Below are 24,054 nucleotides of genomic sequence, written 5' to 3'. Positions count from 1 at the left end.
GCGGTGGCGGAGTGGCCATGCGAGGCGCCGGATTCGGCGCCATGGCCGGTCGCTGCGGCATGGCCGGGGGATGAAATGCCGGCGCAGCGGGACGCGCCATCGCGGGTGGCGCCGCCGGTCGGGCCATCGCAGGTGGCGCTGCCGGCCGGGCCGCCGGCGCTGCGGCCGGCCCCGGTGGTCCACCTCTTCCGTGTCCCTGGCCGGGTCCCTGGGCGGACGCGCCGACGCTCGTCGCCAGCATCGAGACGCCAACCAAAAGTACCGTCAAGCCAACGCCACGCGGAAGCATGATCGTGCTCCCAGCTCGAAATCGCCCGCGATTTTCAACGCATGGTTGGCGCAATGGTTCGTTGTTGGCGGCGGCCGGCACTGCGATGTTCCGACGCAGGCAGCCTCAAGAGAAATCCCGCTTCTCGGAGATCGAGATCTTCTCAACAATTGGTAGGGCAAGCCGATGGACGAGGTGCTGCGCACCTACGGCGGTCACGAGCGCTGGCCTCACGGGTTTGCGACCCGTTGCAGCGCGTTGAAGCGCGCCTTCTGCTCGCCGCTCAGCGTGGCATAGCGGGTTCGACCAGCTTGGCGGCCGTCAGCGTGAGTCCTCTGAATTGACTTCCGCTTTCAGCGGCAGAACGGACATTAGTCGGACTTACTGCTGGCTCGTCCGGTCCGGCACGCTAAGACGCGCGGTTGAGAAAGATCGGCAGCCCCTGCTTATTGGCGTAGAGGGGGCGGTAGCGCTCCGTGTTGTAGCTGCTCGCAACGTCCAATTTGCGCGGACCAAGCTTGGCGTCAGGGATGGGGACGAGGTCGTAGCGGCCCTCGACCAGCGCCGACATGAGGCCGGACTTGCTTTCCAGCATGGCATCGTAGGCCATGTTACCGAAAGTCAGGGCCACAAGCTTGTCGATGAAGTCCGGATCACCCGATCGCAGATCGTAAGTGAGATCGGAGGTGATCGTCTCCTCGCCGGTGCGCTGCTTGATCTCGTCGGCAAGCGATTCCGCCACGTTGGCCTTCTTGCGGTGACCAAAGGCGTCAGGCTCGCCGTATTCCCGCAGCTTGTAGCCTTCCCACTGAGCTCCCTCGCTGAGTACGATCAGCGCGTAGTTGCTTGGATTGGCGCGCTTGTCCTCGATGAGCAACTGGATCAGCTTGTCGAGGTCGACCTTATACTCCGGTATGACGCATCGTATCGAGGTCGCATACGCGGTGTAGAGTGCCGTAAATCCGGCATCGCGGCCAAAGACGCGGAAAATGCCAATTCGCTCGTGCGAGCCGACGGTGGTGCGCTGCCGCTGGATGGCATCGCTGGCGCGGGTGATCGCGGTCGAGAAGCCGATGCAGTACTCGGTGTTGCGGACGTCATTATCCATCGTCTTCGGGATGGCGATGATCTTGACGCCGAGTTCGTTGAGCTTGGCCGCATAACTGAGCGTGTCGTCGCCGCCGATGGCGATCAGGTGTTCGATGCCAAGTCCCGAAAGGTTAGCGAGCACCCGGCTGGTGAGGTCCCACGTCTTTGTCGCGATGCCGCCGTCGGTGCTCAGCGAGACCGGAACATCATTGTCGACGAGATGATCGGGCAGCTTTTGTATTTTGGAGGGATTGACGCGGCTCGAGTGCAGCACGGTGCCGCCGCGCCGGTCGATGGTTCGAGTGTTTTCACGATTCAGCGGGATGACGTAGTGGGATCTGCTGTTTGGGTCGTCGAGGTTCAGGTGCGTGAGGGCCTCCCAACCACGGCGCAGACCGACAACCTCGATGTCGTCCTCACTGCCGCGATAAGTCACGCTCTTGATGACGGCATTGAGGCCGGCGACGTCGCCGCCGCCCGTGAGAATGCCGATGCGTTTTTTTGCCATGTCCACCTCCCGATCGGCATGTCGTGATAGCGCCTGCATCTGTCGATTGAACGGTGAACGTCGCTCCAGCTTCTGATTGGAGGCGATCGCTACTCGGCCGCTTCCGGCCTGCGATCGTCGCGCAGTCGAAAACGCTTCAGCAGACCGGACACGGTGTCGCGGAAGCCGCCATATTCCAGTTCGGAATAGGGTAGCATGGCGGCGCCAGACCAGCCTTGGCTGCGCATCTCGATGGCCTTGCGCTGGGCGCGCCGGCGGACCTCATCCCATGCTGGGTTGTCGAAGAAATCGGTGTAGGACTCGGCAAAGCGGCCTTCCCTGTCGATCGAAAAGCCGACGCAAGAAACGATCGGCAGGCAGTACATGCCGGTAACCGGCGTGTTGAGTGGCACCGGCATGAGCGGCATCACATGCGAGCCGCGTGCGTCGCCGCCCACGAAGTGTGCTTTGGCGAACGGCGAGATTATTTCCTCTGGAGCCGGGAAAATCCCCTGGTTCCTGACGATCGCGACTGGATCATCCTTGCCGGTGTACTTGCCTGCGATCGCGTGGAGGCGCTGCGCCGAAACGGCCACGACGACCTCGCCATGGGTTCGAGAAATGATGCGATCGATGCCGAAGCGCTCGTTGTCGCGAAGCAGGGCGGCGATGTCGTAGCTGTCGGCGGGTGCGTCGAGCTCGAGTAGGCTGTCGCCGGCTGTGTTGTCCATGTCGATGACATGGAAGCGGAATCCCTTGATCATCGAAGGCAGCATCAGCCCAGCGCAGTACATGGGGTCGGCAAAGGCGAGATAGAGCGGCAGGTTGTAGGCGCCGGGGCCGCATTTGTCGGCCGCGAACACCATGAAGGACTCCGCGGGTCGCACGCCGGAGAGGCTGTGGTCGAAGCTGAGCTCGGCGACGCCTGGGCCGGCGCCGCGAATGTTCCCGGAAGGCGCGTCGGCGAGAAGATCCTGGCCAGCGCCATAGAGCCCGGAGGTTTTCGCGACCGAGGTGGCCGCGAGGAACGACTTCCAGGCGAGTTGATGGACATCCGAGCTTCCTTCACCCCGCGTGTGCGTCATGATGATCGCAATGTCGTCGCCGGTGTGGCAGATGAAACCGTCGATCAGCAGACCATTGCAGATCGCCTTCGCAATCTCGCCTTCGACAGTCGCGATCATGCGTGAAGACGGTTTCGTATGCCCGCCAACGGAGCCAACGTCAGCTTTGATGACTGAAAGAGTGAGTCTCATGAGCATTTCTCCGATCCGCGCAGCTAAGCGCCTCCGGCCTCGGCGCTTGCTGCGCCGGGCATGGCGCTGCTCATTCGCGGACCAAAACGTCCGTCGCTCCGATAGGTTCCACGCACTCCGTTCATCCGGCCGGGATCATGCCGAGTTTTGCCTTAGGACCACGCGTCACTATTTGCTGCACTGCACGAGTCCGGTTCTGGCCGGGCCGCTAACTCGTTGTTGGCCGGGGCCGGCACTGCGATCTTCCGACGCAGGCGCTTCAGGAGAAATCTTGCGTCAGGGTCGTCGCAAACTGCTCCAGCGCCCAGTCGACCTCGTCGCTGGTGATCACCAGCGGCGGGGCGATGCGGATCGTGTGCCCATGGGTGTCCTTGGCGAGGATACCCTTGCCCTGGAGCGCCTCGCAGTAGCGGCGCGCGGGGCCGGCCTCTGGATGCAGCTCGACCGCCAGCATCAGGCCGCGCCCGCGTACGGCGCGGATCGTGTTGGCGCGAATGTCCTTCAAGCCTTCCAGAAGGCGCGCGCCCTGCCTGGCCGCGTTCTCGATCATGCCTTCCTCGACCAGCACGCGCACCGCCGCGCGCGCCACCGCGCAGGCAAGCGGGTTGCCGCCGAAGGTTGAACCATGCTGTCCGGGTCTCAATGTCCCGAGCACCTCGTTGTTCGAGAGCACGGCCGACACCGGATAGAAGCCGCCGGACAAGGCTTTGCCGAGCAGGGTCACGTCCGCCTCGATTCCCTCGTGTTGTTCGGCGAGCAGCTTGCCGGTGCGGCCGAGCCCGGTCTGGATCTCGTCGAGCACCAGCATGACGTTGTTGGCCGTGCAGAGCTCCCGCACCCTGGCGAAATAGCCGACTGGTGGAATGATGACACCGGCTTCGCCCTGGATCGGCTCGACCAGAAAGGCGACGGTGTTTTGCGTGATCGCTGCTTCGAGCGACGCGGCGTCGCCGAACGGGATGATCTTGAAGCCCGGCGCGAACGGTCCAAAGTGTGTGCGGGTCTCAGGGTCCGTTGAAAAGCCGATGACGCCCAGCGTGCGTCCGTGGAAATTATCGGCGCAGACGATGATCTCGGCCTGGCCGTCCGGCACGCCCTTCACCTCGTAGCCCCATTTGCGCACCGACTTTATCGCGCTTTCGACCGCCTCGGCGCCGCTGTTCATCGGCAGCACCTTGTGGGAGCCGGTCAGAGCCGCGATCTCTTCGTAGAACGGGGCGAGCTGGTCGTTGTGGAAGGCGCGTGAGGTCAGCGTCAGCCGGTGTGCCTGTTCCACCATCGCCGCCAGGATCTTGGGGTGACAATGGCCCTGGCTGACCGCGGAATAGGCCGAGAGGCAATCGAGATAACGGTTGCCGTCGGTATCCCAGACCCAGACACCTTCGCCGCGCGACAGGACGACCCCGATCGGTTCGTAATTACGGGCGCCAAAGCGCGCTTCTGTTGCGAGGAAATCAATGACGGACGAGCTCATCTTTCGTCACTCCATTGCTGCGTGCCGGCGTCAACCGGCTGCACCACGCTCAAATTGATCCGGGCATCGGCGCGGTGCGCGATGCCGCTGATTTGCCTCCCCTTGTCAAATGGTTATGCGGATCCACAGAGGCAATCTTCCGTCAACCTCCGCTACTGTGCATGGGGTTGTTTTCGACATTTTTGTTTTAGGCCCTCAACCTATGGAGCAGGGCACGCTCAGGAAGCCGCGGAACCGCACCCGTCCGCCCCGCACCGGATGGCCGCTCACGGCATAATTCGGGAAGCGCGCCAGGAAGCGCGAGATCGCAATCGCGCCTTCGAGCCGCGCCAGCGCCATGCCGGCGCATTGATGCGCGCCGGTGGCGAAGGCGAGATGCCGGTTCGGCGTGCGCGCGATGTCAAAGCGTTCGGGCTCCGGAAACTGGGCGGGATCGCGGTTGGCCGCCCCGATGCACAGCGTCACCGACGTGCCGGCGTCGAGCATGACGCCACCGAGCTCGATCTTCTCTGTCGTCATGCGGTTGCCGAGCTGATTCGAGCTCTCGTAGCGCAGCATCTCCTCGACGGCAGTCTTGATCATGTCGGAGTTTTCGATCAGCCGCTGCTTCTGGTCCGGATTCCGGTGCAGCGCGACGAGGCCGTTGCCGATCAGATTGGTGGTGGTCTCGTGCCCGGCATTGAGCAGGAAGATGCAGTTGTGCAGCAGCTCCTTCTCGGTCAGCCGCTCGCCGTTCTCCTCGCCGTTGCCTTCTCCCTGGATCAGGCGCGTCAGCACGTCACGCTCGGGATTACCCGGCTTCTGGCGCCTGCGCGCGACCAGGGTTTCGAGATAGGCGAGGAAGTCCTTCACCGCCTTGTTGCCGCGCGCAGCCACTTCGGGCGACACCACCGGTTCGAGTGCACCGAGGATCGCGAGTGACCAGTCGCGCAGCGGCTCGCGTTCGTCGTGGGGAACGTCGAGCAGATTGCCGATCACCTCGATGGGGATCGATGCGGCGAAGTCGTCGATCAGCTCGCAAGCCCCCTTGGCGGCGATGGCATCGAGCAGGCCGTCGACCAGCTTGACGATATCGGGCTCCATCCCTGCGATCGCGCGCGGCGACAGCGCGCCCATGATCAGGCGGCGCACGCGGGTGTGGGCGGGCGGGTCGTTGAAGACGAGGCTCGTGGTGTGGTGCTCGTAGAGCGGGGTGTCGCCGTATTTCGGCGCGAACTCGCGCTTCTTGTCCGAACTGAACGACTTTGTGTTCTTGTAGGTGGTGACGAGATCGTCATAGCGGGTCAGGAACACAGTGCCGTTGGGGAGGCGCTTGACCGGCTCGTTTTCCCGCAGTGCACGATAAGTCGGGTAGGGATCGTCGTAGAATTCGGGTGTCAGCTTCTCCAGATCGAAATTGGCCGCCAGTTCTTTCGCACTTGCGTTCATCGCCGCCATACTCGCCGGTTGAGACCGATATGCTGTTTTCGCTCTTTCGAGCGGCTCGGCTCACCGTCTACAGTCGTGTCGTGATTTGCAAGCCGACCGGACAGGAAAATGCACGCCCGCGCTGACGCTGCCGACACGGCCCCGAATTGGCCCGACGATATTTTCGCGACTTTGCAACGCTTCGACGTCCGGCAGGTGCCTTACGTGCCCGATGCCGGCCATTCGAAGCTGATCCAGCGCGTGCTGGCCTCATCCACGATGCGCGGCATTCCGCTGACGACGGAGGAGGAGGGCGTCGCGCTCCTGGCCGGGGCCTGGACCGGCGGACAACGCGGCGTGCTTCTGATGCAGTCGAGCGGGGTCGGCAATTGCATCAACATGCTGTCGCTGATCCCGATCCTGCGCTTTCCGTTCCTCACGCTCGTGACCATGCGCGGCGAGTGGGGTGAGTTCAATCCGTGGCAGGTGCCGATGGGATCGACCACGCAGGGCGTGTTCGAACTCTCGGGCGTCCAGGTGCTGCGCGCGTCCAATGCGGCCGAGGTGCCGGCCGTGCTGGAGGCGGCCGCAGCGCAGGCCTACAACGCGCTGACGCCCACCGCCGTCCTGCTGTCGCAGCGCCTGATCGGCGCCAAGGTTTTCACCAAATGAGCAAGGCCAATCTCCTCGACCGCCGCCAGGTGGTGTCCAGCCTGCTTGCGAACCGCAAGGACGTTGTTGCGATCGGCGGCCTCGGGGCCTCCACCAACGACATGTGTGCCGCCGGCGACCACGCGCGCAACTTCTACCTCTGGGGCGGCATGGGCGGCGCGGCGATGATCGGGCTTGGTCTGGCGCTGGCGCAACCAAAACTGCCGGTGCTGGTCATCACCGGCGACGGCGAGATGCTGATGGGGATGGGGAGCCTTGCCACCATCGGCCTGCAGAAGCCGTCCAATCTCTCGATCGTGGTGCTCGACAACGAGGCCTATGGCGAGACCGGCGGTCAGACCAGCCACACCTCCGCGGCTGCCGACCTCGTCGGCGTCGCCAGGGCCTGCGGCATAGGGGACTCTCGCGCGATCTCGACCATGGCCGAGGTCGAGGCCTTCGCCAAAGCCGTCCACGACGTCTCGGCGGGGCCGCGATTTGCCAATGTGAAGATCGACAGCGCCAGCCTGGACCGGATTCTCCCAACCCGGGACGGGACTTACATCGTCAACCGGATCCGCAGCGATCTCGGCTTCCAGCCGATCTAGCCCCCTCGGCTCCGTCCTGAGCAACGTTCCCGGCCCTCCGGGCGGGGAAGTGTGGCCATTTTCCAACAAGTTTGCACCCACATAGGTTGCGCCGCAGCATTCTGCTTGACTTTTGCGTGGGTGAGTGCTTACTCACTAACATGAGCTCATTGCGAATGACGAGCGACCTGAGGCGTCAATTGATCCTCGGTGCCGCAAAACGCTGCTTTGCCCGACACGGCTATACCGGCACCACGACCAAGAGCGTGGCGGCCGCCGCGGCCATTTCCGAGGCGCTGCTGTTCAAGCATTTCCCGTCCAAGGCGGCGCTCTACGCTGAAATCCTCAGCGACGAATGCGAAGCCGATCCGGCACTGATGGACCTGCTCGAGCGGGAGCCCTCGACGGCCACGCTGGTCGAGTTGATCCGCGGCATGGTCCAGCACTTCCTCCACATCGCCGACGGGCCTGATCAGGAAGAGGCGCAGCGCCTGCGACTGATGGCCACCAGCCATCTGGATGACGGCGAATTCGCCCGTCTGCTATATGCCAAGATCGAGAAGCTGATCGGGGCGGTCTTCCTCGCCTCGCTCGAGCGCGCGGTTGCCAGCGGTGACGCGCGGCCGTTCAGCGGCGATCCGCTCAACCTGTTCTGGTTCGCGCATCATTCGGTGATGATGGCTGCGCTGACCAGGCTGCCGGCCACGCCCTGCCTCGTCTACGGCAAGGCGAACGATCTGGAGCGGCAGCTCTGTGAGTTTCTCCTGAGGGGTATCGGACTTAACGACGCCGCAATTGCTTCGCATTTGGGCCGCGATCAGGCCGCGGATGCGGGCAAGACGGCGATTGCAGAAAGCGCATGACATGAACATCGTAACCGAACACAGGATTTCGGGCGAACCGATCGACACCAAGGCTCCCAAGCGTCCGGTTAGGCCAGTGCTGTGGTTCATCATCGTCGGCACGCTCCTGGGCGTGCTCGTTGGCGGCCTTGTCTGGTTCAATTACTTCCGCGGCCAGATGATCAAGCAGTTCTTCGCCAACAACAAGCCGCCGCCGACCGCGGTCAGCGCGGCCGAGGCGAAGTCGGAAGTCGTGCCGAACCTGCTCACCGCCGTCGGCGGGCTCGTCGCCGTGCATCAGGTCGACGTCAGCGCCGACGTCAACGGCCGCGTCACCGAGATCAAGTTCGAGCCGGGCGCCCATGTCGAAGCCGGCACGCCGCTGGTGCAGTTCTTCGACATGCCGGAGCAGGGCGACCTCGCCAATTACAAGGCGCAGGCGACCGTCGCGCAGCTCTCGCTCGACCGCGCCAAGCAGCTGGCCTCGCGCCAGTTCGGCCCGCAGGCGACCGTCGATAACGCGCAGGCTGCCTACGATCAGGCGATGGCCGGCATCGCCAAGACCGAGGCGGTCATCTCGCAGAAGCTGGTGCGCGCACCGTTCTCCGGCGATCTCGGCGTGCGCAAGGTCGAGGTTGGACAGTATCTGACAGCCGGCACGGCGATCGTCTCGCTGACCGATCTGTCGCAGCTGTGGGCGAACTTCACCGTGACGGAAAAGGACAGCGCCAACCTCAAGGTCGGCCAGGTCGTCAGGCTCAAGGTGGACGCCTATCCGGGCCGCGTCTTCGAAGGCAAGATCACCACGATCGAGCCGCAGATCGCGACCGACACCCGCAATATCCGCGTGCAGGCGACGATCGCCAATCCAGAGAAGATCCTCAAGCCCGGCATGTTCGTGACCACCACGGTGGTGCTGCCGGACAAGCCGGCTGTGATTACCGTACCGGAGACGGCGGTCGACTACACGCTGTACGGCGACTCCGTGTTCGTGATCACCGAGAAGAAGGAAGAGGACGGCAAGACCAGCCTCTCCGCGGTGCGCACCTTCGTGCAGACCGGCAACCGCGTCGACGGTCGCGTCGAAATCATCAAGGGCGTGAAGCCGGGCGACAAGGTCGTCGCCGTCGGCCAGCTCAAGCTGCAATCGGGCGCTCCGGTGTCGATTTCGACCGACCCGGCTCCGCAGATCCCGGCGCAGCCGCCGCGCTACTGATCAACACCATCCAAGTGATCCGGCTCGGCCGGATCACTTTTCTTGAGACATAGAATCGAGATCGCCGCGATGGCATTTACCGATATTTTCATCAAGCGACCGGTCCTGTCGGTCGTCGTCAGCCTGCTGATCCTGCTGATCGGCCTGCGCGCGGCGATGGTGCTGCCGATCCGGCAGTATCCGAAGCTGTCGAACACGGTCATCAACATCACGACCGTCTATCCCGGCGCGTCCGCGGACCTGATCCAGGGCTTCATCACCACGCCGATCGAGCAGGCCGTCGCTTCGGCCGAGGGCGTCGACTACATCACCTCGTCCTCGGTGCTGGGCACCTCGACGATCCAGGTCTACATCAAGCTGAACTTCGATCCGAACCAGGCGCTTACCGAGGTGCTGGCCAAGACGAACTCGGTCAAGTACCTGATTCCGAAGGAATCCAACGATCCGATCGTCACCAAGACCACGGGCCAGACCACGGCCGTGATGTATCTTGGCTTCTCGTCCGAGGAGCTGTCGGGCTCGGCGATCTCGGATTATCTGACGCGCGTGGTGCAGCCGGTGCTGTCGACCGTCGATGGCGTGGCTTCCGCCGACATTCTCGGCGGCCAGACCTTTGCGATGCGGCTGTGGCTTGATCCGGTGAAAATGGCCGGCCGCAACGTGTCGCCGGCCGATGTCGCGGCCGCGATCACCGCCAACAACTTCCAGTCCGCGGCGGGCCAGACCAAGGGCTACCTCATCGTCTCGAACGTCTCGACGAACACGGGCCTGACCGACGTCAACCAGTTCAAGAAGATGATCGTCAAGGCCAAGGACGGCGGCTTCGTGCGGATGGAGGACATCGCCACCGTCGAGCTTGCGGCCCAGAGCACGGATGCGAGCGTCGCCTTCAACGGCGAGCACGCGATCTTCATCGGTGTGCAGGCGACGCCGCAGGGCAACCCGCTGACCCTGGTGAAGGGCGTGCGCGCGCTGTTCCCCGAGCTCGAACGCAATCTGCCGCCGTCGATGAAGATGAAGGTCGCCTACGACTCGACCAAGTTCATCCAATCCTCGATCGACGAGGTGGAGAAGACGCTGGGCGAAGCCGTGATCATCGTGATCGTGGTCATCTTCCTGTTCCTGGCCTCGTTCCGCTCGGTCATCATTCCCGTCGTCACGATTCCCTTGTCGATGATCGGCGTCTGCACCTTGATGCTGGCCCTGGGCTTCAGCTTCAACCTCTTGACCCTGCTCGCGATGGTGCTCGCGATCGGCCTCGTGGTCGACGACGCCATCGTCGTGGTGGAGAACATCCATCGCCATCTGGAGGAGGGCAAGACACCGGTACAATCGGCGCTACAAGGCGCACGCGAGATCGTCGGTCCCGTCGTGTCGATGACGATCACGCTCGCCGCGGTGTACGCGCCGATCGGATTCCTCGGCGGTCTCACCGGCTCGCTGTTCCGTGAGTTCGCTTTCACGCTTGCCGGCTCGGTGATCGTGTCGGGCGTGATCGCGCTGACGCTGTCACCAATGATGTGCTCGGTGCTGCTCAAGAACACCGAAGAGGGTCGCTTCGCCAAGCTCGTCAACAGGGTGTTTGGCGCGCTCACGCGCTGGTATGGCCGCAGGCTCGACCGCTCGCTCGACTACAAGGCCATCACCGGACTGTTCGCGGTGACGATCCTCGGGCTCGTCGGCTTCCTCTACATGCATACGTCGAAGGAACTGGCGCCTGAGGAAGACCAGGGCATCGTGTTCGCGGTGACCAAGGCGCCGAAATACGCCAATATCGACTATGTCGACTTCTATGGCGAGAAACTCGACAAGGAATTCCAGAAATTCCCCGAGACCGATCTGCGCTTCGTGCTGAACGGCATCAACGGCCCGCAGGGCGGTATCGCCGGCATGTTGCTCAAGTCCTGGGAGGAGCGCAAGCGCTCGTCGATCCAGCTGAAGCCGCTGGTGCAGGCCGAGCTCTCCAAGATCGAGGGTGTGCAGGCCTTCGCCTTCAACCTGCCGCCGCTGCCTGGCGGCCCGGGCGGTTTGCCGGTGCAGATGGTGATCAACTCCACCGCGGGGTTCCAGACGGTCTATGAGCAGATGGAGAAGCTGAAGGACGCTGCGCGCAAGAGCGGCATGTTCATCGTCTCCGACAGCGACCTCGCCTACAACCAGCCGAACGTTGAGGTCACGATCGACCGCACCAAGGCGCAGGATCTCGGCGTCAACATGCAGAATCTCGGCAGCACGCTCGCGGTGCTGCTCGGCGGCAACTACATCAACCGCTTCAATCTCGAGGGCCGTTCCTACCAGGTGATTCCGCAGGTGCCGCGCGGCCAGCGGCTCTCGCCGGAATCGCTCGGCGGTTACTACGTGACGACCAACACCGGCCAGCAGCTCCCGCTGTCGACGGTGGTCTCGATCCGGACCAAGACCGACCCGAATTCGCTGACGCACTACAACCAGCTGAACTCGGCGACCTTCTCCGCCGTGCCGATGCCGGGCGTGACCGTTGGTGCGGCGGTCGACTTCCTGGAAGGCGAAGCCAAGAAGCTGCCCGCGGGTTTCAGCCACGACTATCTCGCCGACAGCCGGCAGTACGTGCAGGAGGGCAATCAGCTCGCGGTCACCTTCGGCTTCGCGTTGGTCATCATCTTCCTGGTGCTGGCGGCGCAGTTCGAGAGTCTTCGCGATCCTCTGGTGATCATGATCTCGGTGCCGATGGCGATCGTCGGCGCACTGATCCCGTTGTTCTTCGGCGTGGCGACCATGAACATCTATACCCAGGTCGGCCTGCTGACGCTGGTCGGGCTGATCACCAAGCACGGCATCCTGATGGTGGAGTTCGCCAACGAGCTCCAGGTCAACGAGCGGCTCGACCGCCGTTCGGCCATCGAGATGTCGGCCCGTATTCGTCTGCGGCCGATCCTGATGACCACGGCCGCGATGGTGACCGGCCTGATCCCGCTCCTGACTGCGTCCGGCGCGGGCGCGGCCAGCCGCTTCTCGATCGGTCTCGTGGTCGTCGCCGGCATGTCGATCGGCACGCTGTTCACGCTGTTCGTGCTGCCCGCGGTCTACGTCGTGCTGGCAACCGACCACCGCGCGGCGGCCGATTCCGAGCGGAACAAGGAGGTCAACGATCTCGACCTCAATTCCAAGGCGCTGCGACCGACCTGAGCCGCAGGTCAGCGAACCAGAGGGCGGCAGCGGCATCCGTTGCCGCCCTTTTCATTTGCCCCGCAGCCTGGGGACGCCGGCAGGCTTACGGGGGAGGCCTTTCCGCGTTGGCGAGAGACAAGTTCCGGCCTTCTTGCTAGATTCGCCGGGATGAGCATCTCCCTCCACCCCGACACCCCGCAAGCCAGGACAGGGCCGAGCGCGGCCGCGGCTGGCGTCGTGCCCGGCGAGGCGGCGGGGCGCGGGATCAGGACCCGGCTTTTCACCAAATATGTCGCGCTGTTCGTGGCCGTCGTCGCCATTGCGCTGCTGGCCAACGGGCTGTTCGAGGTCTTCTTCTATTATCGCGAGCACAAGGCCGCGCTGATCCGGGTCCAGCATGAGCAGGCCGAGGCGGCGGCGGCCAAGATCGGCCAGTTCGTCAAGGAGATCGAGAGCCAGCTCGGCTGGACCACGCAGCTGCCCTGGTCGGCGGGCTCGATCGAGCAGCGCCGGTTCGATGCGCAACGGCTGCTGCGCCAGGTGCCCGCGATCACCGAGCTCGCCCAGGTGGATGCGACCGGCAGGGAGCGCTTGCGGGTCTCGCGGCTCGCGATGGACGCGATCGACAGCGGGATCGACCTGTCGGCCGACCCGAAGTTCACCGAGGCGGTCGCGCACAAGGTCTATTACGGCCCGGTCTATTTCCGCAGGGAGTCCGAACCCTACATGACGCTCGCGCTGGCCGGCGCGCGCAAGGATGCCGGCGTCAGCATCGCGGAGGTCAATCTCAAGCTGATCTGGGACGTCGTGTCCCAGATCAAGGTCGGCGAGCACGGACATGCCTATGTGGTCGGCCCGGAGGGGCGTCTGATCGCGCATCCCGATATCAGCCTGGTCCTGCGCAACACCGACATGTCCGGTCTCGCGCAGGTGCGCGCCGCGCAGGCCGCAGGCAGCACCCTGTCCGACACGCTCCCCGAAGCGCGCAACATCCAGGGGCAGCAGGTGCTGACCGCATCGGCCCCGATCGAGCCGCTGCATTGGACCATGTTCGTCGAGCTGCCGGTCGAGGAGGCCTATGCGACGCTCCATGCCGCGTTGGAACGGCTCGCACTCGTGCTGCTCGCCGCGTCGATCTTCGCGGTGCTCGCCGGGATTTTCCTCGCGCGCCGCATGGTCGGCCCGATCCAGGCACTGCGCAGCGGCGCCGAGCGGATCGGGGGCGGCGATTTCTCGCAGCGCATCTCGATCAAGACCGGCGACGAGCTCGAGGGGCTCGCCGACCAGTTCAACGACATGGGCGGGCGCTTGCAGGAATCCTATGCCGACTTGGAAAACAAGGTCGAGCAGCGGACGGCAGAACTGCGTGAATCGCTCGAGCAACAGACTGCGACCGCCGAGATTCTCGCGTCGATCAGCGGATCAATGCACGACACCAAGCCGGTGTTCGACGCGATCGTACGAAATTTGCTGCGGATGTTCGATACCCGCTTTGCAGTGGTGCAGACCGTTCACGACGGGACGGTTGAGATGCCTGCGGCAGACGGGCAGCCCGGCTTCGAGCGGCTGACCGAGCGATATCCGCGCGCGCTGGCCGACGACACGGTGGGCGGGCTCGCCATTCTGTCCAAGCGAACGGTGCAATTCCAGCCGATATTGGGCAACCCCTCGGCACCTTCTTCCACCAAGGAGTTTGCGCAGGATTTCGGGTTCAATTCGGTCCTGTTCACGCCGATGCTGTTGAGGGAACAGGTGATCGGCGCGATCGGTGTCGCCCGGGTCGAAGCGGTCGCCTTCGACGAAAAGCAGATCGCGCTGATCGCGTCATTTGCCAACCAGGCCGTCATCGCGATCGAAAATACGCGCCTGTTGAATGAGCTGCGCATGCGTACGCAGGAGCTGTCACGATCTCTCGACGATCTCCGCGCCGCGCAGGATCGCCTGATCCAGACCGAGAAGCTCGCCTCCCTCGGTCAACTCACGGCGGGGATTGCCCACGAGATCAAGAACCCGCTCAATTTCATCAACAATTTCTCCGCGGTCTCGACGGAACTGATCGACGAGCTCAATGAGACCCTGCAGTCGGTCTCTTTCGAAGGCAAGAACAAGGAGGAGGTCGACGAGCTGACCGGCATGCTCAAGAGCAATCTCGAGAAGGTCGTGCAGCACGGCAAGCGCGCCGATTCCATCGTCAGGAACATGCTGCTACATTCGCGCGCGGGTTCCGGCGAGCATCGTCCCAGCGATATCAATGCCGTCGTCGAGGAAAGCCTCAATCTTGCCTATCACGGCGCGCGCGCGGAACGGCCCGCCTTTAACGTCACACTCGAGCGCGAGTTCGACCCCGGGGCCGGGATGGTCGATGTCTATCCGCAGGAGATCGCGCGTGTCTTGCTCAATTTGATCTCGAACGGCTTCTATGCTGCGGCCAAGCGCAAGGAGAGCGCGACGGACGGTTTCGAGCCCACCTTGAACGCGGCCACCAAGAACCTCGGCGACAAGGTCGAGATCCGGATCCGCGACAACGGCACAGGGATTCCGCCCGAGGTGAGGGCGAAATTGTTCAATCCGTTCTTCACCACCAAGCCGGCCGGCGAGGGCACCGGGCTCGGCCTGTCCATGAGTCATGACATCGTCGTGAAACAGCACGGTGGCACGATCGACGTGAACACCGAGCCCGGTGTATTCACCGAATTCATCATCACGCTGCCGCGCAAGATGGCGGCGGGCGACACTCCCGGAGGCAAGAGTTGAACGTTTACATCCTGGTCGTCGATGACGAGCCCGACGTCGAGGCGCTGTTCCGGCAGCAGTTCCGGCGTGACCTGCGCGCCGGGCGCTTCCAGATGGAATTCGCGCCGTCCGCGTCCGATGCGCTCAGGCTTGCCTCCGAGGTACGCGACCCCTCGTTGATCCTGATCCTGTCCGACATCAACATGCCCGGCATGAGCGGGCTCGACATGCTGCCCAAGGTGCGCGCCGAGCATCCGGACGTTCCCGTCATCATGATCACGGCTTATGGCGACGCCGAGACGCGCCGGAAGGCGATCGAGCGTGGCGCCATCGGGCTCCTCACCAAGCCGATCGATTTTGCGCTGCTGCGGCAGGAGATCGACACGAGGCTCGAGCAAGCCGCATGACTTCGACCATCCTCTTCGTCGATGACGAGCCAGACCTCGAGGCGCTGATCCTGCAAAAGTTTCGCAGGCAGATCCGCGACGGGCTCGTCGACATCATGTTTGCACGCGACGGCGTCGAGGCGCTGGAATCCCTCGAGCAGAACCCGCATGTCGACATGGTGGTCTCCGACATCAACATGCCGCGGATGGACGGGCTGTCGCTGCTGGCGAAGCTCCAGGAGGCCGAAGACAAGAAGTCGACCATCATCGTCTCGGCCTATGGCGACATGAGCAACATCCGTACCGCCATGAACCGCGGCGCGTTCGACTTCCTCACCAAACCGATCGACTTCGCCGACCTGGAAGCCACGATCGAGAAGACCATTCGCCATATCGAGATGCTGCGGGAGGTGCGGCGCCGTCAGTTGGAGGCGGAGCGGGCCCATGCCGCGCTGTCGCGCCATTTCTCGCCCGAACTCGCCAAGCGTCTGGTGGCGGGCGGCGAGGGTGAGGGGATCGAGGTGCAGTGGCGCGATGTCGCGACCATCTTCACCGATATCACCGGGTTCACCTCCCTGGTCGAGAGCGCACCGCCCGAGACGCTGGGCGCGCTCCTCAACGAATACGTCGGCGGGATGACCGAAACCATCTTCGCGCATGAGGGGACGGTCGCAAAAATCATCGGCGATGCGATCCAGGTGCTCTTCAATGCGCCGGGCGATCAGCCGGATTATGCGACGCGTGCGGTCGCCTGCGCCCATGACCTCGATGCCTGGGCGCAGGATTTCTGCGCGCGCCAGAGGGCCATGGGCGTGAATTTCGGCACCACCCGCATCGGCATTCACGCCGGGCCGGCACTGGTCGGCAATTTCGGAGGCAACCGCTTCTTCGACTATACCGCCTATGGAGACACCATCAACATCGCGGCACGGCTGGAGGCCGCCAACAAGCATCTCGGAACACGCATCTGCGCCAGTGCCAGCGTCGCTAAGGCGGCGGAGCATTTTCAAGGCCGTCCCGTCGGTGATCTGATGCTGCGCGGACGCAGCGAACCGCTGCGTGCGTTCGAACCGTTGCCGCAGGAAAAATTCGAAGCGCCGAGGACGGCGCAATATTCCGAGGCTTTTGCCAAGATGGAAGCCGGCGACGTCGCGGCCATGCCGGCCTTCGCCGCGCTGGTCGGGATGTACGCCGACGATTCCCTGGCCGGCTTTCACCTGAAGCGCCTGCTCAACGGCGCCAAGGGTATCCGCATGAAACTGGAATAGGAGTTCGACATGATTGGTGATTTCTCCGCCGGCAACTATCGTTTCATTCCGTCCGTATTCCAGTATTCGGCCGGCGCGGCTGCGGATGACGGTTATGAGATCGAGCGCGTTCGGTTCGACCGCCTGGTGCCGCTGGCCGAGGGATTTGCGGTCGCGGCGAAGTATATCCAGGAAGCAGGCCGGCCACTGACGGCCTTTTGTGCCTGCGAGCTGCGCTCACCGGCGGCCTTCAGCGAGGAAGGCTTTCGCGCATTCAACCTGCACTATGTGAAGACGCTGTCCGAATGGGGCATCTTCGACGGCACCACCAATCCGGTGGCGCGCAGCAATGTCTGTCCGGAGTTCGATCCGCCGTCCGAGCCGTCGTTCTATGCCTTCTCCTTCACGCGTCCGACGGCATCGAAGGCGCCGTCCTTCGTGATCGCCGGAGGCGCCGAGGCGCGCGAGGGCGGCGGCACCTATGTCGAGCGCACGGTGCGCTACCGCGACCTCAGTCCGGAGGGCCTCCGCGAGAAGGTGCGGTTCACCACGACGTCGCAGATGGAGAACCGGATGACGGCCTTCGGCTTCGGCTGGAAGGACACCACCGGCGTGCAGGCCTATTCCGTGCACGATTTCCACCACGCGCTGGTCGACGAACTGGTCCGCCGCGGCGCGCTGCGCTCCGGCCTGACCTGGCATTTTGCCCGGCCGCCGGTGGTCGACCTCGAGTACGAGATGGATTGCCGACGGGTGCTGCGCGAGACCGTGATCTAGCGCTGACGCGGGTCGAGCGCGTCGCGCAGGCCGTCGCCGAGCAGGTTCAGCGACAGCACCACGAGGAAGATCGCAAGGCCCGGCCAGATCGCCATCCACGGCGCCTGGGTCAGGAAACGCTGCGCTGCGTTGAGCATGCTGCCCCAGGACGGTGCGGGCGGCTGCTGGCCGAGGCCGAGGAACGACAGCGCGGCTTCGGCGATGATGGCGGCGGCGATCGACAGTGTTGCCTGCACCAATAGCGCGGGAAGGATGTTCGGCAGGATGTGCGAGAACGCGATCCGCCACGGCGGATTGCCGAGCGCGCGCGCGGCCTCGACATAGTCTTCGGCCTTGACGCTCAAGACCTGCCCGCGCGTCAGGCGGATGAAGATCGGCGTGGCCGAGATGCCGATCGCGATCATGGCGTTGCCGAGGCTGGGACCGAGGAAGGCGGCCAGCGCAATCGCCAGGATCAGGAACGGGCAGGCCAACATCGCATCGGTGATCCGGCTGATCAGCGCGTCTACAAATCCGCCGCGATAGCCGGCGAGGAGACCAAGGGGGACACCGATCCCGAGCGCGATCGCGACCGAGATCAGACCCGCCATCAGCGAGGCCCGCGCGCCGTAGATGACGCGGCTGAGGATGTCACGGCCGAGATCGTCGGTGCCGAACCAGTGGGCGGCGGTGGGCGGCTTGCGCACCAGGCTCCAGCTCGTTGCAATGGGATCATAGGGCACGACCAGCGGCGCAAGGGCCGCAAGCAGGATGAAAGCCGTGATCACGACAAGCCCGAAGACCGCGGCCTTGCGCTTGAACAGGCGCCGCCGCGCACGGCGGGCCGGGCTGTCCAGCTCGTAGGCCTGGGTGGCGGGTCCGGCTGGCAGTGCGGCGTCGGTCATCGTCTAACCTCGCAGCCGCGGATTGACGAGGACATAGGCGACGTCGGCGACGAGATTCAACGTGATGTAGACCGTGGCCGTCACCAGCACCACGCCCTGCACCACCGCATAGTCACGGTTGAAGACGGCATCCACGATCAGCTTGCCGAAGCCGGGAATGGAAAAGATCTGCTCGGTCAGAACCGCGCCCGACAACAGCGTGCCGAGCTCGAGCGCACCGAGGGTGATGATCGGCGTCAGCGCGTTGCGCATCGCATGCTTGAGGATCACCGAGCGCTCGGAGAGACCTTTCGCGCGCGCGGTGCGGACATAGTCGCTCTCCAGAACCTGGAGCATGGCGCTACGTGTGTGCCGCATCAGGACCGCCGAAATTGCGTTGCCGAGCACGAAGGCCGGCATGATGGTGGCAGCCAGGCTCGCGCGCCAGTTCTCGGTGAGCGGCACATAGCCCGAGGCCGGCAGCCAGCCCAGGTGAATCGAGAACAGGAAGATCATGAGGATTCCGAGCCAGAAATTCGGCGTCGAGATACCCCACAGCGCGAACAGATTGGCACCATAGTCCCAAACCGTGCCCTTCTTCACCGCGGAGATGATGCCGGCGGGAATGCCGATGAGGAACGCGATCAGGATCGCCATCGAGCCGAGCTGGAGCGTCACCGGCAGTTTCTGTGCGATCAGCTCGCGCACCGGCATCTTGTTGCGCAGCGACTCGCCGAAATTGCCGGAGAGAACGCCCTTGAGCCAATAGACGTACTGCACGGGGATCGGCTGATCGAGCTTGTACTGCTGGCGGATCTGTTCGATCACGGCGGGATCGCGCTCCTCCCCGGCCATTACCAGTGCGGGATCGCCCGGCAGCAATTGCTGGAGCGAGAAGATCAGCACCGACACGAAGAACAGTGTCGGCACGATCTGCGCGATTCGGTGAGCGAGGAAATTCAGCATGGTTCGGTCCGTGTCCCGGGCGCAGCGGAACATGTAATGTTGCGCTGCTGAACCAGGCCCCATTCGCCACGGTTCGTTGTTGCCGTGGGTCCCGGCTCTGCGGTGCAGCGCTTGCGCGCCGCGCCGCGTCCGGGACACGCAATCATCTCGACGTTCGTCACTTGAATTTCAGCCCGACTACGCGCACCAGCCCGTCGGGCATCTGCCTGTAGCCGTCCAGCTTCTTGGTGTGCGCGATCAGCAGCGTGCGGTGGTAGATATAGATGATCGGCAAATCGTCGAGCAGGATCTTGGTCAGCTTTTCGTAGATCGCCTTGCGCTCCTCGACGTTGGACGTCATGCGTCCATCTTCCATCAGCTTGTCGGCCTCGGGGTTCGCGTACACGCCGTCGTTTTGCGGCGCCTTGCTGCGCATGAAGATGTAGGAATTGCCGTCGGGATCGATGCGGCCGCTCCAGTTGATCTGGAAGATCTGGAACTCACCGGCCTGGGCCTGCTTGAAGGTCGTTGCGAATTCGACCGCGCGGATCTTGATGTCGAAGCCCGCTTCCGCGGCCATCGACTGGACGACCTGGGCCACGGCTTCGTTCTCCGCGCCCTTGGGGATCATGTAATCGACCGTCACCGGCGTGGTGACGCCGGCTTCCTTCAAGAGCGCTTTCGCTTTTGCGATATCGCGGCCGCGGACCGGGAATGCCTTCTGGTAATAGGGATGCTTCGGGCTGACCCACTGGTTGCCGGGCGTGAACTCGCCGTTGAAGACGACCTGGTTGAGGGCTTCGCGGTCGATCGAGAGATCCAGTGCCTGGCGGACCTTCGCCGACTGGCTCAGCGGCCCCTTGGTCTTGTCGTTGCCGATATTGACGGTCAGGCCGAGATAGCCGAGCTCCGGCGCCGTCGACAGCACGAGGCGGGAATCGGCGCGCACGTCCTTGATGTCGGTGGCGAGCACGCGCTCGATCAGATCGAGCCCGCCCGACTTCAGATTCGCGAGCCGCACCGTCGCGTCGACAATCGGCAGGAACACGACGCGGTCGATATGGATGTTGTCCTTGTTCCAGTAATCGGCGAACTTCTCGAACACCATGCGGTCCTGTTGGACGCGCTCGACGAATTTGTAGGGGCCGGCGCAGACCGGATGCAGGCCGAACTTGTCGCCGGCTTCCTTCGCCGCCTTCGGCGACACCATCATGCCGGAGCGGTCGGTGAGCTGGGCGATCAGCGGCGAGTAGGGGGTCTTGAGCACCAGCTTGATGGCCAGGGGATCGACCACCTCGACATGGTCGACGCTGGCAAGCTCGGACTTCCGGAACGAGGTCGGCAGCGTCATGTGACGCTCGATCGAGAACTTCGCGGCTTCGGCGTCCAGCGGCTCGCCGTCATGGAATTTGACGTTGGGCCGGAGCTTGATCGTCATCTCCTTGCCGTCGGCCGAAGTCTCGTAGGACAGCGCGAGCTGCGGCACGATGTTGAGCTTCTCGTCGATGTCAAACAGCTTGTCGCAGAAGGCGGAGAAGACGATGCGGCCGACATAGGTGCGGCCGATGCTGGGATCGAGGATGTCGGGGTCTTCGGCGATGCCGATGCGAAGCGTGGTCTGAGCCTGGGCTGCGCCCACGAGCGACGTCAGCAGGGCCGACGCCAGGATTGTCAAACGCATGAAACTCATCGCTCTCAACCTCTGTTTTGCGGCTAAGCCGGGTCCGTTCCCAATGAACTAACCCCGCTGCCGCGGACTGCTTCCGGGCCGCCGCTGAAGGCGGCGACCAATTTTTCCAGGACCGGCGAGAAGCCGCCGTCGGACGGGACGATCGCCGCGGAGGGCGGCAGTTCCGACGTTCGGTGACAGGCCGTTGCATGTCCGATGCCATTCGGCACGAGCTGCGGCATTTCACTGCGGCAGCGGTCGACCACGTAGGGGCAGCGGGTGTGGAAGCGGCAACCCGGCGGCGGGTTGAGCGCGCTCGGGATCTCTCCCTGCAGCACAATCCGGCTGCGTTTTGCCCGCGGTTTAGGCATGGGGATCGCGGACAGCAGCGCACGGCTGTAGGGGTGGCGAGGTGCCGCGAACAGGGCGTCCGCCTCGGCAGTCTCGACGATCTGGCCGAGATTCATCACCGCGACATGGTCGGCGATGTGCTTGACCACAGCCAGATCGTGCGAGACGAAGATGTAGGCCAGCCCAAGCCGGTCCTGCAGCTCGCGCAAGAGGTTGAGGATCTGCGAGCGGATCGAGACGTCCAGCGCCGAGACCGGCTCATCGCAGATGATCAGTTTTGGTTCGACCGCGAGCGCGCGGGCGATGGCGATGCGCTGGCGCTGGCCGCCGGAAAATTCGTGCGGATAACGTCGCTCGAGCCGCGGCTCGAGACCGACCAGCCGCAGGATTTCCGCGACGCGCTCGCGCCGTTGCGCCGGCGGTACCAGATCGTGCAGCGCCAGCGGCTCGGTGAGAATCTGGCCGACCGTCATGCGCGGATTGAGCGAGGCGTAGGGGTCCTGGAAGATGATCTGCGCTTCGCGGCGGAAGGCGCGGAGCGCGCCGGCGTCCAGCGAGAGCAGGTCGCGGCCGGCGAAACGCACCGTGCCTGCATCCGGCTCGATCAGCCGCAGCACCAGGCGACTGACGGTGGATTTGCCGCACCCGGATTCGCCGACCAGGGCGAGCGTCTTGCCGGCTTCGAGAGAGAAGCTGACGCCGTCGACCGCTTTGACATGCCCCAGTGCCCGGCCGAACAGCGAGCGCCCAGCGACAAAATGCTTGACCAGGCCTTCGACCTCGAGGAGAGCGGTCATCGTGTTTGCTCCCCGCGAATCCTGCTCTCGTGTCCCGGGCGCGGCGCAACGCGAAATGTTGCGACGCTGATCTGTCGCCGCATGGGCCCCGGTTCAGCCGCGCACCACTGCGCTTCGCTTGTGCTGCGCTGCGCCCGGGGCACGAGAGAAGAGAATGAGGCCATCACGACACCAGGAGTTCGAGCGGTGCGCGGATGCAGCGCGAGAGGTGATCGGGGCTGACCTCCACCAGCGGTGGCGGCGCCTTGGTGCAGGCGTCCAGCACGAAGGGGCAGCGCGCGGCGAAGCGGCAGCCGGCGGGCGGCTGCGCCATGTTCGGCACCATGCCTTCGATCGTGGCAAGCTGCTCGGCGCGGTGGTCGAGGCGCGGGATCGAGCCCAGCAGGCCGACGGTGTAGGGATGCTGCGGCATGGCGAACAGCTCGTCGACCGGCGCGCGCTCGACGATCTCGCCGGCATACATCACCGCGACCTCGTCGCAGACTTCGGCGACAACACCGAGATCGTGGGTGATCAGGATGATGGCGGCGCCGCTCGCTGCCTTCAGCTCGCGCATCAACTCCAAAATCTGCGCCTGCAGGGTGACGTCGAGCGCGGTGGTGGGCTCGTCCGCGATCAGGAGCCGCGGATCGCAGGCCAGCGCCATCGCGATCATCACGCGCTGGCGCATGCCGCCGGAGAGCTTGTGCGGATATTCGTCGATCCGCCGCTCGGGCGAGGGAATGTGGACGCGGCGCAGCAGCTCGATGGCCCGCTCGCGCGCGCTGCGCCGGGAGCCGCCGCGGTGGCGCAGAATGGTCTCGACGATCTGGTCGCCGATTGTGAAGCTCGGATTGAGCGACGTCATAGGCTCCTGAAAAATCATCGCGAGCCGGTTGCCGCGGAGGTCGCGCAATGTCTGGTCAGGAGTCTTCAGGAGGTCGAAGCCGTCGAAGCGGATTGCGCCGGATATCTCGGCACTCTGTTTTGGCAGCAGTCCCATGATCGCCAGTGACGTCACGCTCTTGCCGCAACCGGATTCGCCGACGAGGCCGAGCGTTGCGCCATTGGCGACGCTTAGATCGACGCTGTCGACGGCGTGGGTCACGCGGCCGTCGTCACCGTGGAAGCGGATGCGCAGATCCTTGATCTCGATGAGAGGGCTTGCGCTCATGATTGCCTTGCTCGGCTCGCAGCGATGCTGGCGTCGATGACGGTGCGATCGGTGTTGCCTGCGGGGTTCTGCCGCGTCGGCATGGAGGAGCGGAAATGCACCCAGAGTTCCTGACTGACGCGCTCCAGCCGTTCGAGCTCGCCCAGCGGGTCGGGATGATCGTCGGCGCGAATGTCCAGCGCCGGCCATTCCTCCTCGCCGTGGATCAGGAGCGCAGCGGATTGCTTGCCGCGCTTGTCGCCGCCGGCGGCCTCGCCTGCGCGCATGGCGGCAAGCAGGCGGCGCGGGAAGGGCAGACTGTCATTGGCGATATAGGTCTTCGCGGTCTCGTCGAGCACGTCGGCGCCGGCCAGCATGTTGCCGACAATGGAGAAGCCGCTGCCGGCGATGTGCCCGCACCAGTCGACGCAGTCGCGCCCGGTATGCGCGGCGATCGCGCCGCTGGCGTCCATGATGTGGATCTGGCGGCTCTCGCGGCCGTCGTCGGTCGCGAGCAGGGTGGCGAGAACGTCATGCGCGTTCAGCCCCTCGCGCAGCAGCTTGACGCCGTCGATGCCGTAATAGGGATTGACGAAGGCCTGGGTCGCGATGGCGCCGAGACCGGCCGCGATGTAGGGCACGCGCGCGCCGACGGCGAAGAAGCGGGTCGCTACCGCGATGCCGAACTGGCCGGTGGCAGGATCGCGCGCGATGATCGACCAGGTCATGT

General features: G+C 64.3%; 19 protein-coding genes. 9 read left to right on the top strand and 10 right to left on the bottom strand.

Features of this window, described 5'->3' with window-relative positions:
• Positions 1-677: 677 nt before the first annotated feature.
• The 4 genes from BJ6T_RS33295 to BJ6T_RS33280 form a co-directional block, all read right to left on the bottom strand.
• The gene (locus BJ6T_RS33295) at positions 678-1,865 is read right to left on the bottom strand and encodes a 6-phosphofructokinase (protein ID WP_014496970.1); all 1,188 of its coding nucleotides are present in this window, start codon (positions 1,863-1,865) and stop codon (positions 678-680) included.
• A gap of 89 nt (positions 1,866-1,954) precedes the next feature.
• Complete coding sequence (locus tag BJ6T_RS33290) at positions 1,955-3,100, bottom strand: fructose-1,6-bisphosphatase (RefSeq protein ID WP_028169755.1); 1,146 nt, start codon at positions 3,098-3,100, stop codon at positions 1,955-1,957.
• Positions 3,101-3,359: 259 nt separating this feature from the next.
• Complete coding sequence (gene rocD, locus BJ6T_RS33285; RefSeq protein ID WP_014496968.1) at positions 3,360-4,574, bottom strand: ornithine--oxo-acid transaminase; 1,215 nt, start codon at positions 4,572-4,574, stop codon at positions 3,360-3,362.
• 195 nt (positions 4,575-4,769) lie between these two features.
• Entirely contained in the window at positions 4,770-6,002 is a 1,233-nt protein-coding gene (locus tag BJ6T_RS33280; protein WP_014496967.1) for a cytochrome P450, read from the bottom strand.
• Positions 6,003-6,110: 108 nt separating this feature from the next.
• Between BJ6T_RS33280 and BJ6T_RS33275 the strand changes: the two genes are divergently transcribed.
• The 9 genes from BJ6T_RS33275 to cnbZ all read left to right on the top strand — a co-directional run bounded on the left by BJ6T_RS33275 (position 6,111) and on the right by cnbZ (position 17,567).
• Positions 6,111-6,653, top strand: a complete 543-nt coding sequence (locus BJ6T_RS33275) for a hypothetical protein (protein ID WP_014496966.1) — start codon at positions 6,111-6,113, stop codon at positions 6,651-6,653.
• A complete protein-coding gene (locus BJ6T_RS33270; protein WP_014496965.1) occupies positions 6,650-7,240 on the top strand; it encodes a thiamine pyrophosphate-dependent enzyme in 591 nt (196 codons plus the stop codon). Before BJ6T_RS33275 ends, BJ6T_RS33270 begins: the two co-directional genes overlap by 4 nt.
• Before the next feature lie 140 nt (positions 7,241-7,380).
• Positions 7,381-8,082 carry a TetR/AcrR family transcriptional regulator gene (locus BJ6T_RS33265; protein ID WP_071915901.1) on the top strand — a complete coding sequence of 234 codons (702 nt, stop codon included), beginning with the start codon at positions 7,381-7,383 and terminating at the stop codon, positions 8,080-8,082.
• Between the two features lies 1 nt (position 8,083).
• A complete protein-coding gene (locus BJ6T_RS33260; RefSeq protein WP_014496963.1) occupies positions 8,084-9,277 on the top strand; it encodes an efflux RND transporter periplasmic adaptor subunit in 1,194 nt (397 codons plus the stop codon).
• Between the two features lie 69 nt (positions 9,278-9,346).
• Positions 9,347-12,442, top strand: coding sequence for a MexW/MexI family multidrug efflux RND transporter permease subunit (locus BJ6T_RS33255; protein WP_014496962.1), 3,096 nt, complete (start codon positions 9,347-9,349; stop codon positions 12,440-12,442).
• A 150-nt stretch (positions 12,443-12,592) separates the two neighbouring features.
• The gene (locus BJ6T_RS33250) at positions 12,593-15,178 is read left to right on the top strand and encodes a sensor histidine kinase (protein ID WP_014496961.1); all 2,586 of its coding nucleotides are present in this window, start codon (positions 12,593-12,595) and stop codon (positions 15,176-15,178) included.
• Positions 15,175-15,564: a response regulator gene (locus BJ6T_RS33245; protein WP_014496960.1), complete on the top strand. Its 390-nt coding sequence runs from the start codon at positions 15,175-15,177 to the stop codon at positions 15,562-15,564. The genes BJ6T_RS33250 and BJ6T_RS33245 overlap by 4 nt, the downstream gene beginning before the upstream one ends.
• Complete coding sequence (locus tag BJ6T_RS33240) at positions 15,561-16,811, top strand: adenylate/guanylate cyclase domain-containing protein (RefSeq protein ID WP_014496959.1); 1,251 nt, start codon at positions 15,561-15,563, stop codon at positions 16,809-16,811. Before BJ6T_RS33245 ends, BJ6T_RS33240 begins: the two co-directional genes overlap by 4 nt.
• Positions 16,812-16,820: 9 nt before the next feature.
• Entirely contained in the window at positions 16,821-17,567 is a 747-nt protein-coding gene (cnbZ, locus tag BJ6T_RS33235) for a 2-amino-5-chloromuconate deaminase CnbZ (protein ID WP_014496958.1), read from the top strand.
• Here the strand turns inward: cnbZ and BJ6T_RS33230 are convergent.
• From BJ6T_RS33230 to BJ6T_RS33205, 6 genes are all read right to left on the bottom strand, one after another.
• Positions 17,564-18,451 (bottom strand): ABC transporter permease, encoded by an 888-nt coding sequence (locus BJ6T_RS33230; RefSeq protein ID WP_014496957.1) that lies wholly within the window; start codon positions 18,449-18,451, stop codon positions 17,564-17,566. The genes cnbZ and BJ6T_RS33230 overlap by 4 nt on opposite strands.
• A gap of 3 nt (positions 18,452-18,454) precedes the next feature.
• Positions 18,455-19,396 carry an ABC transporter permease gene (locus BJ6T_RS33225; RefSeq protein ID WP_014496956.1) on the bottom strand — a complete coding sequence of 314 codons (942 nt, stop codon included), beginning with the start codon at positions 19,394-19,396 and terminating at the stop codon, positions 18,455-18,457.
• A 157-nt stretch (positions 19,397-19,553) separates the two neighbouring features.
• Complete coding sequence (locus BJ6T_RS33220; protein WP_014496955.1) at positions 19,554-21,065, bottom strand: ABC transporter substrate-binding protein; 1,512 nt, start codon at positions 21,063-21,065, stop codon at positions 19,554-19,556.
• A gap of 23 nt (positions 21,066-21,088) precedes the next feature.
• The gene (locus BJ6T_RS33215) at positions 21,089-22,192 is read right to left on the bottom strand and encodes an ABC transporter ATP-binding protein (protein WP_014496954.1); all 1,104 of its coding nucleotides are present in this window, start codon (positions 22,190-22,192) and stop codon (positions 21,089-21,091) included.
• A gap of 163 nt (positions 22,193-22,355) precedes the next feature.
• Complete coding sequence (locus BJ6T_RS33210) at positions 22,356-23,345, bottom strand: ABC transporter ATP-binding protein (protein ID WP_014496953.1); 990 nt, start codon at positions 23,343-23,345, stop codon at positions 22,356-22,358.
• Entirely contained in the window at positions 23,342-24,052 is a 711-nt protein-coding gene (locus tag BJ6T_RS33205; protein ID WP_014496952.1) for a DUF1028 domain-containing protein, read from the bottom strand. The genes BJ6T_RS33210 and BJ6T_RS33205 overlap by 4 nt, the downstream gene beginning before the upstream one ends.
• Positions 24,053-24,054: the final 2 nt, after the last annotated feature.

Source organism: Bradyrhizobium japonicum USDA 6, assembly GCF_000284375.1.
GTDB lineage: Bacteria > Pseudomonadota > Alphaproteobacteria > Rhizobiales > Xanthobacteraceae > Bradyrhizobium > Bradyrhizobium japonicum.
The sequence above is the reverse complement of the archived record's forward strand: the minus strand, read 5'-3'. Positions and strand labels throughout refer to the sequence as shown.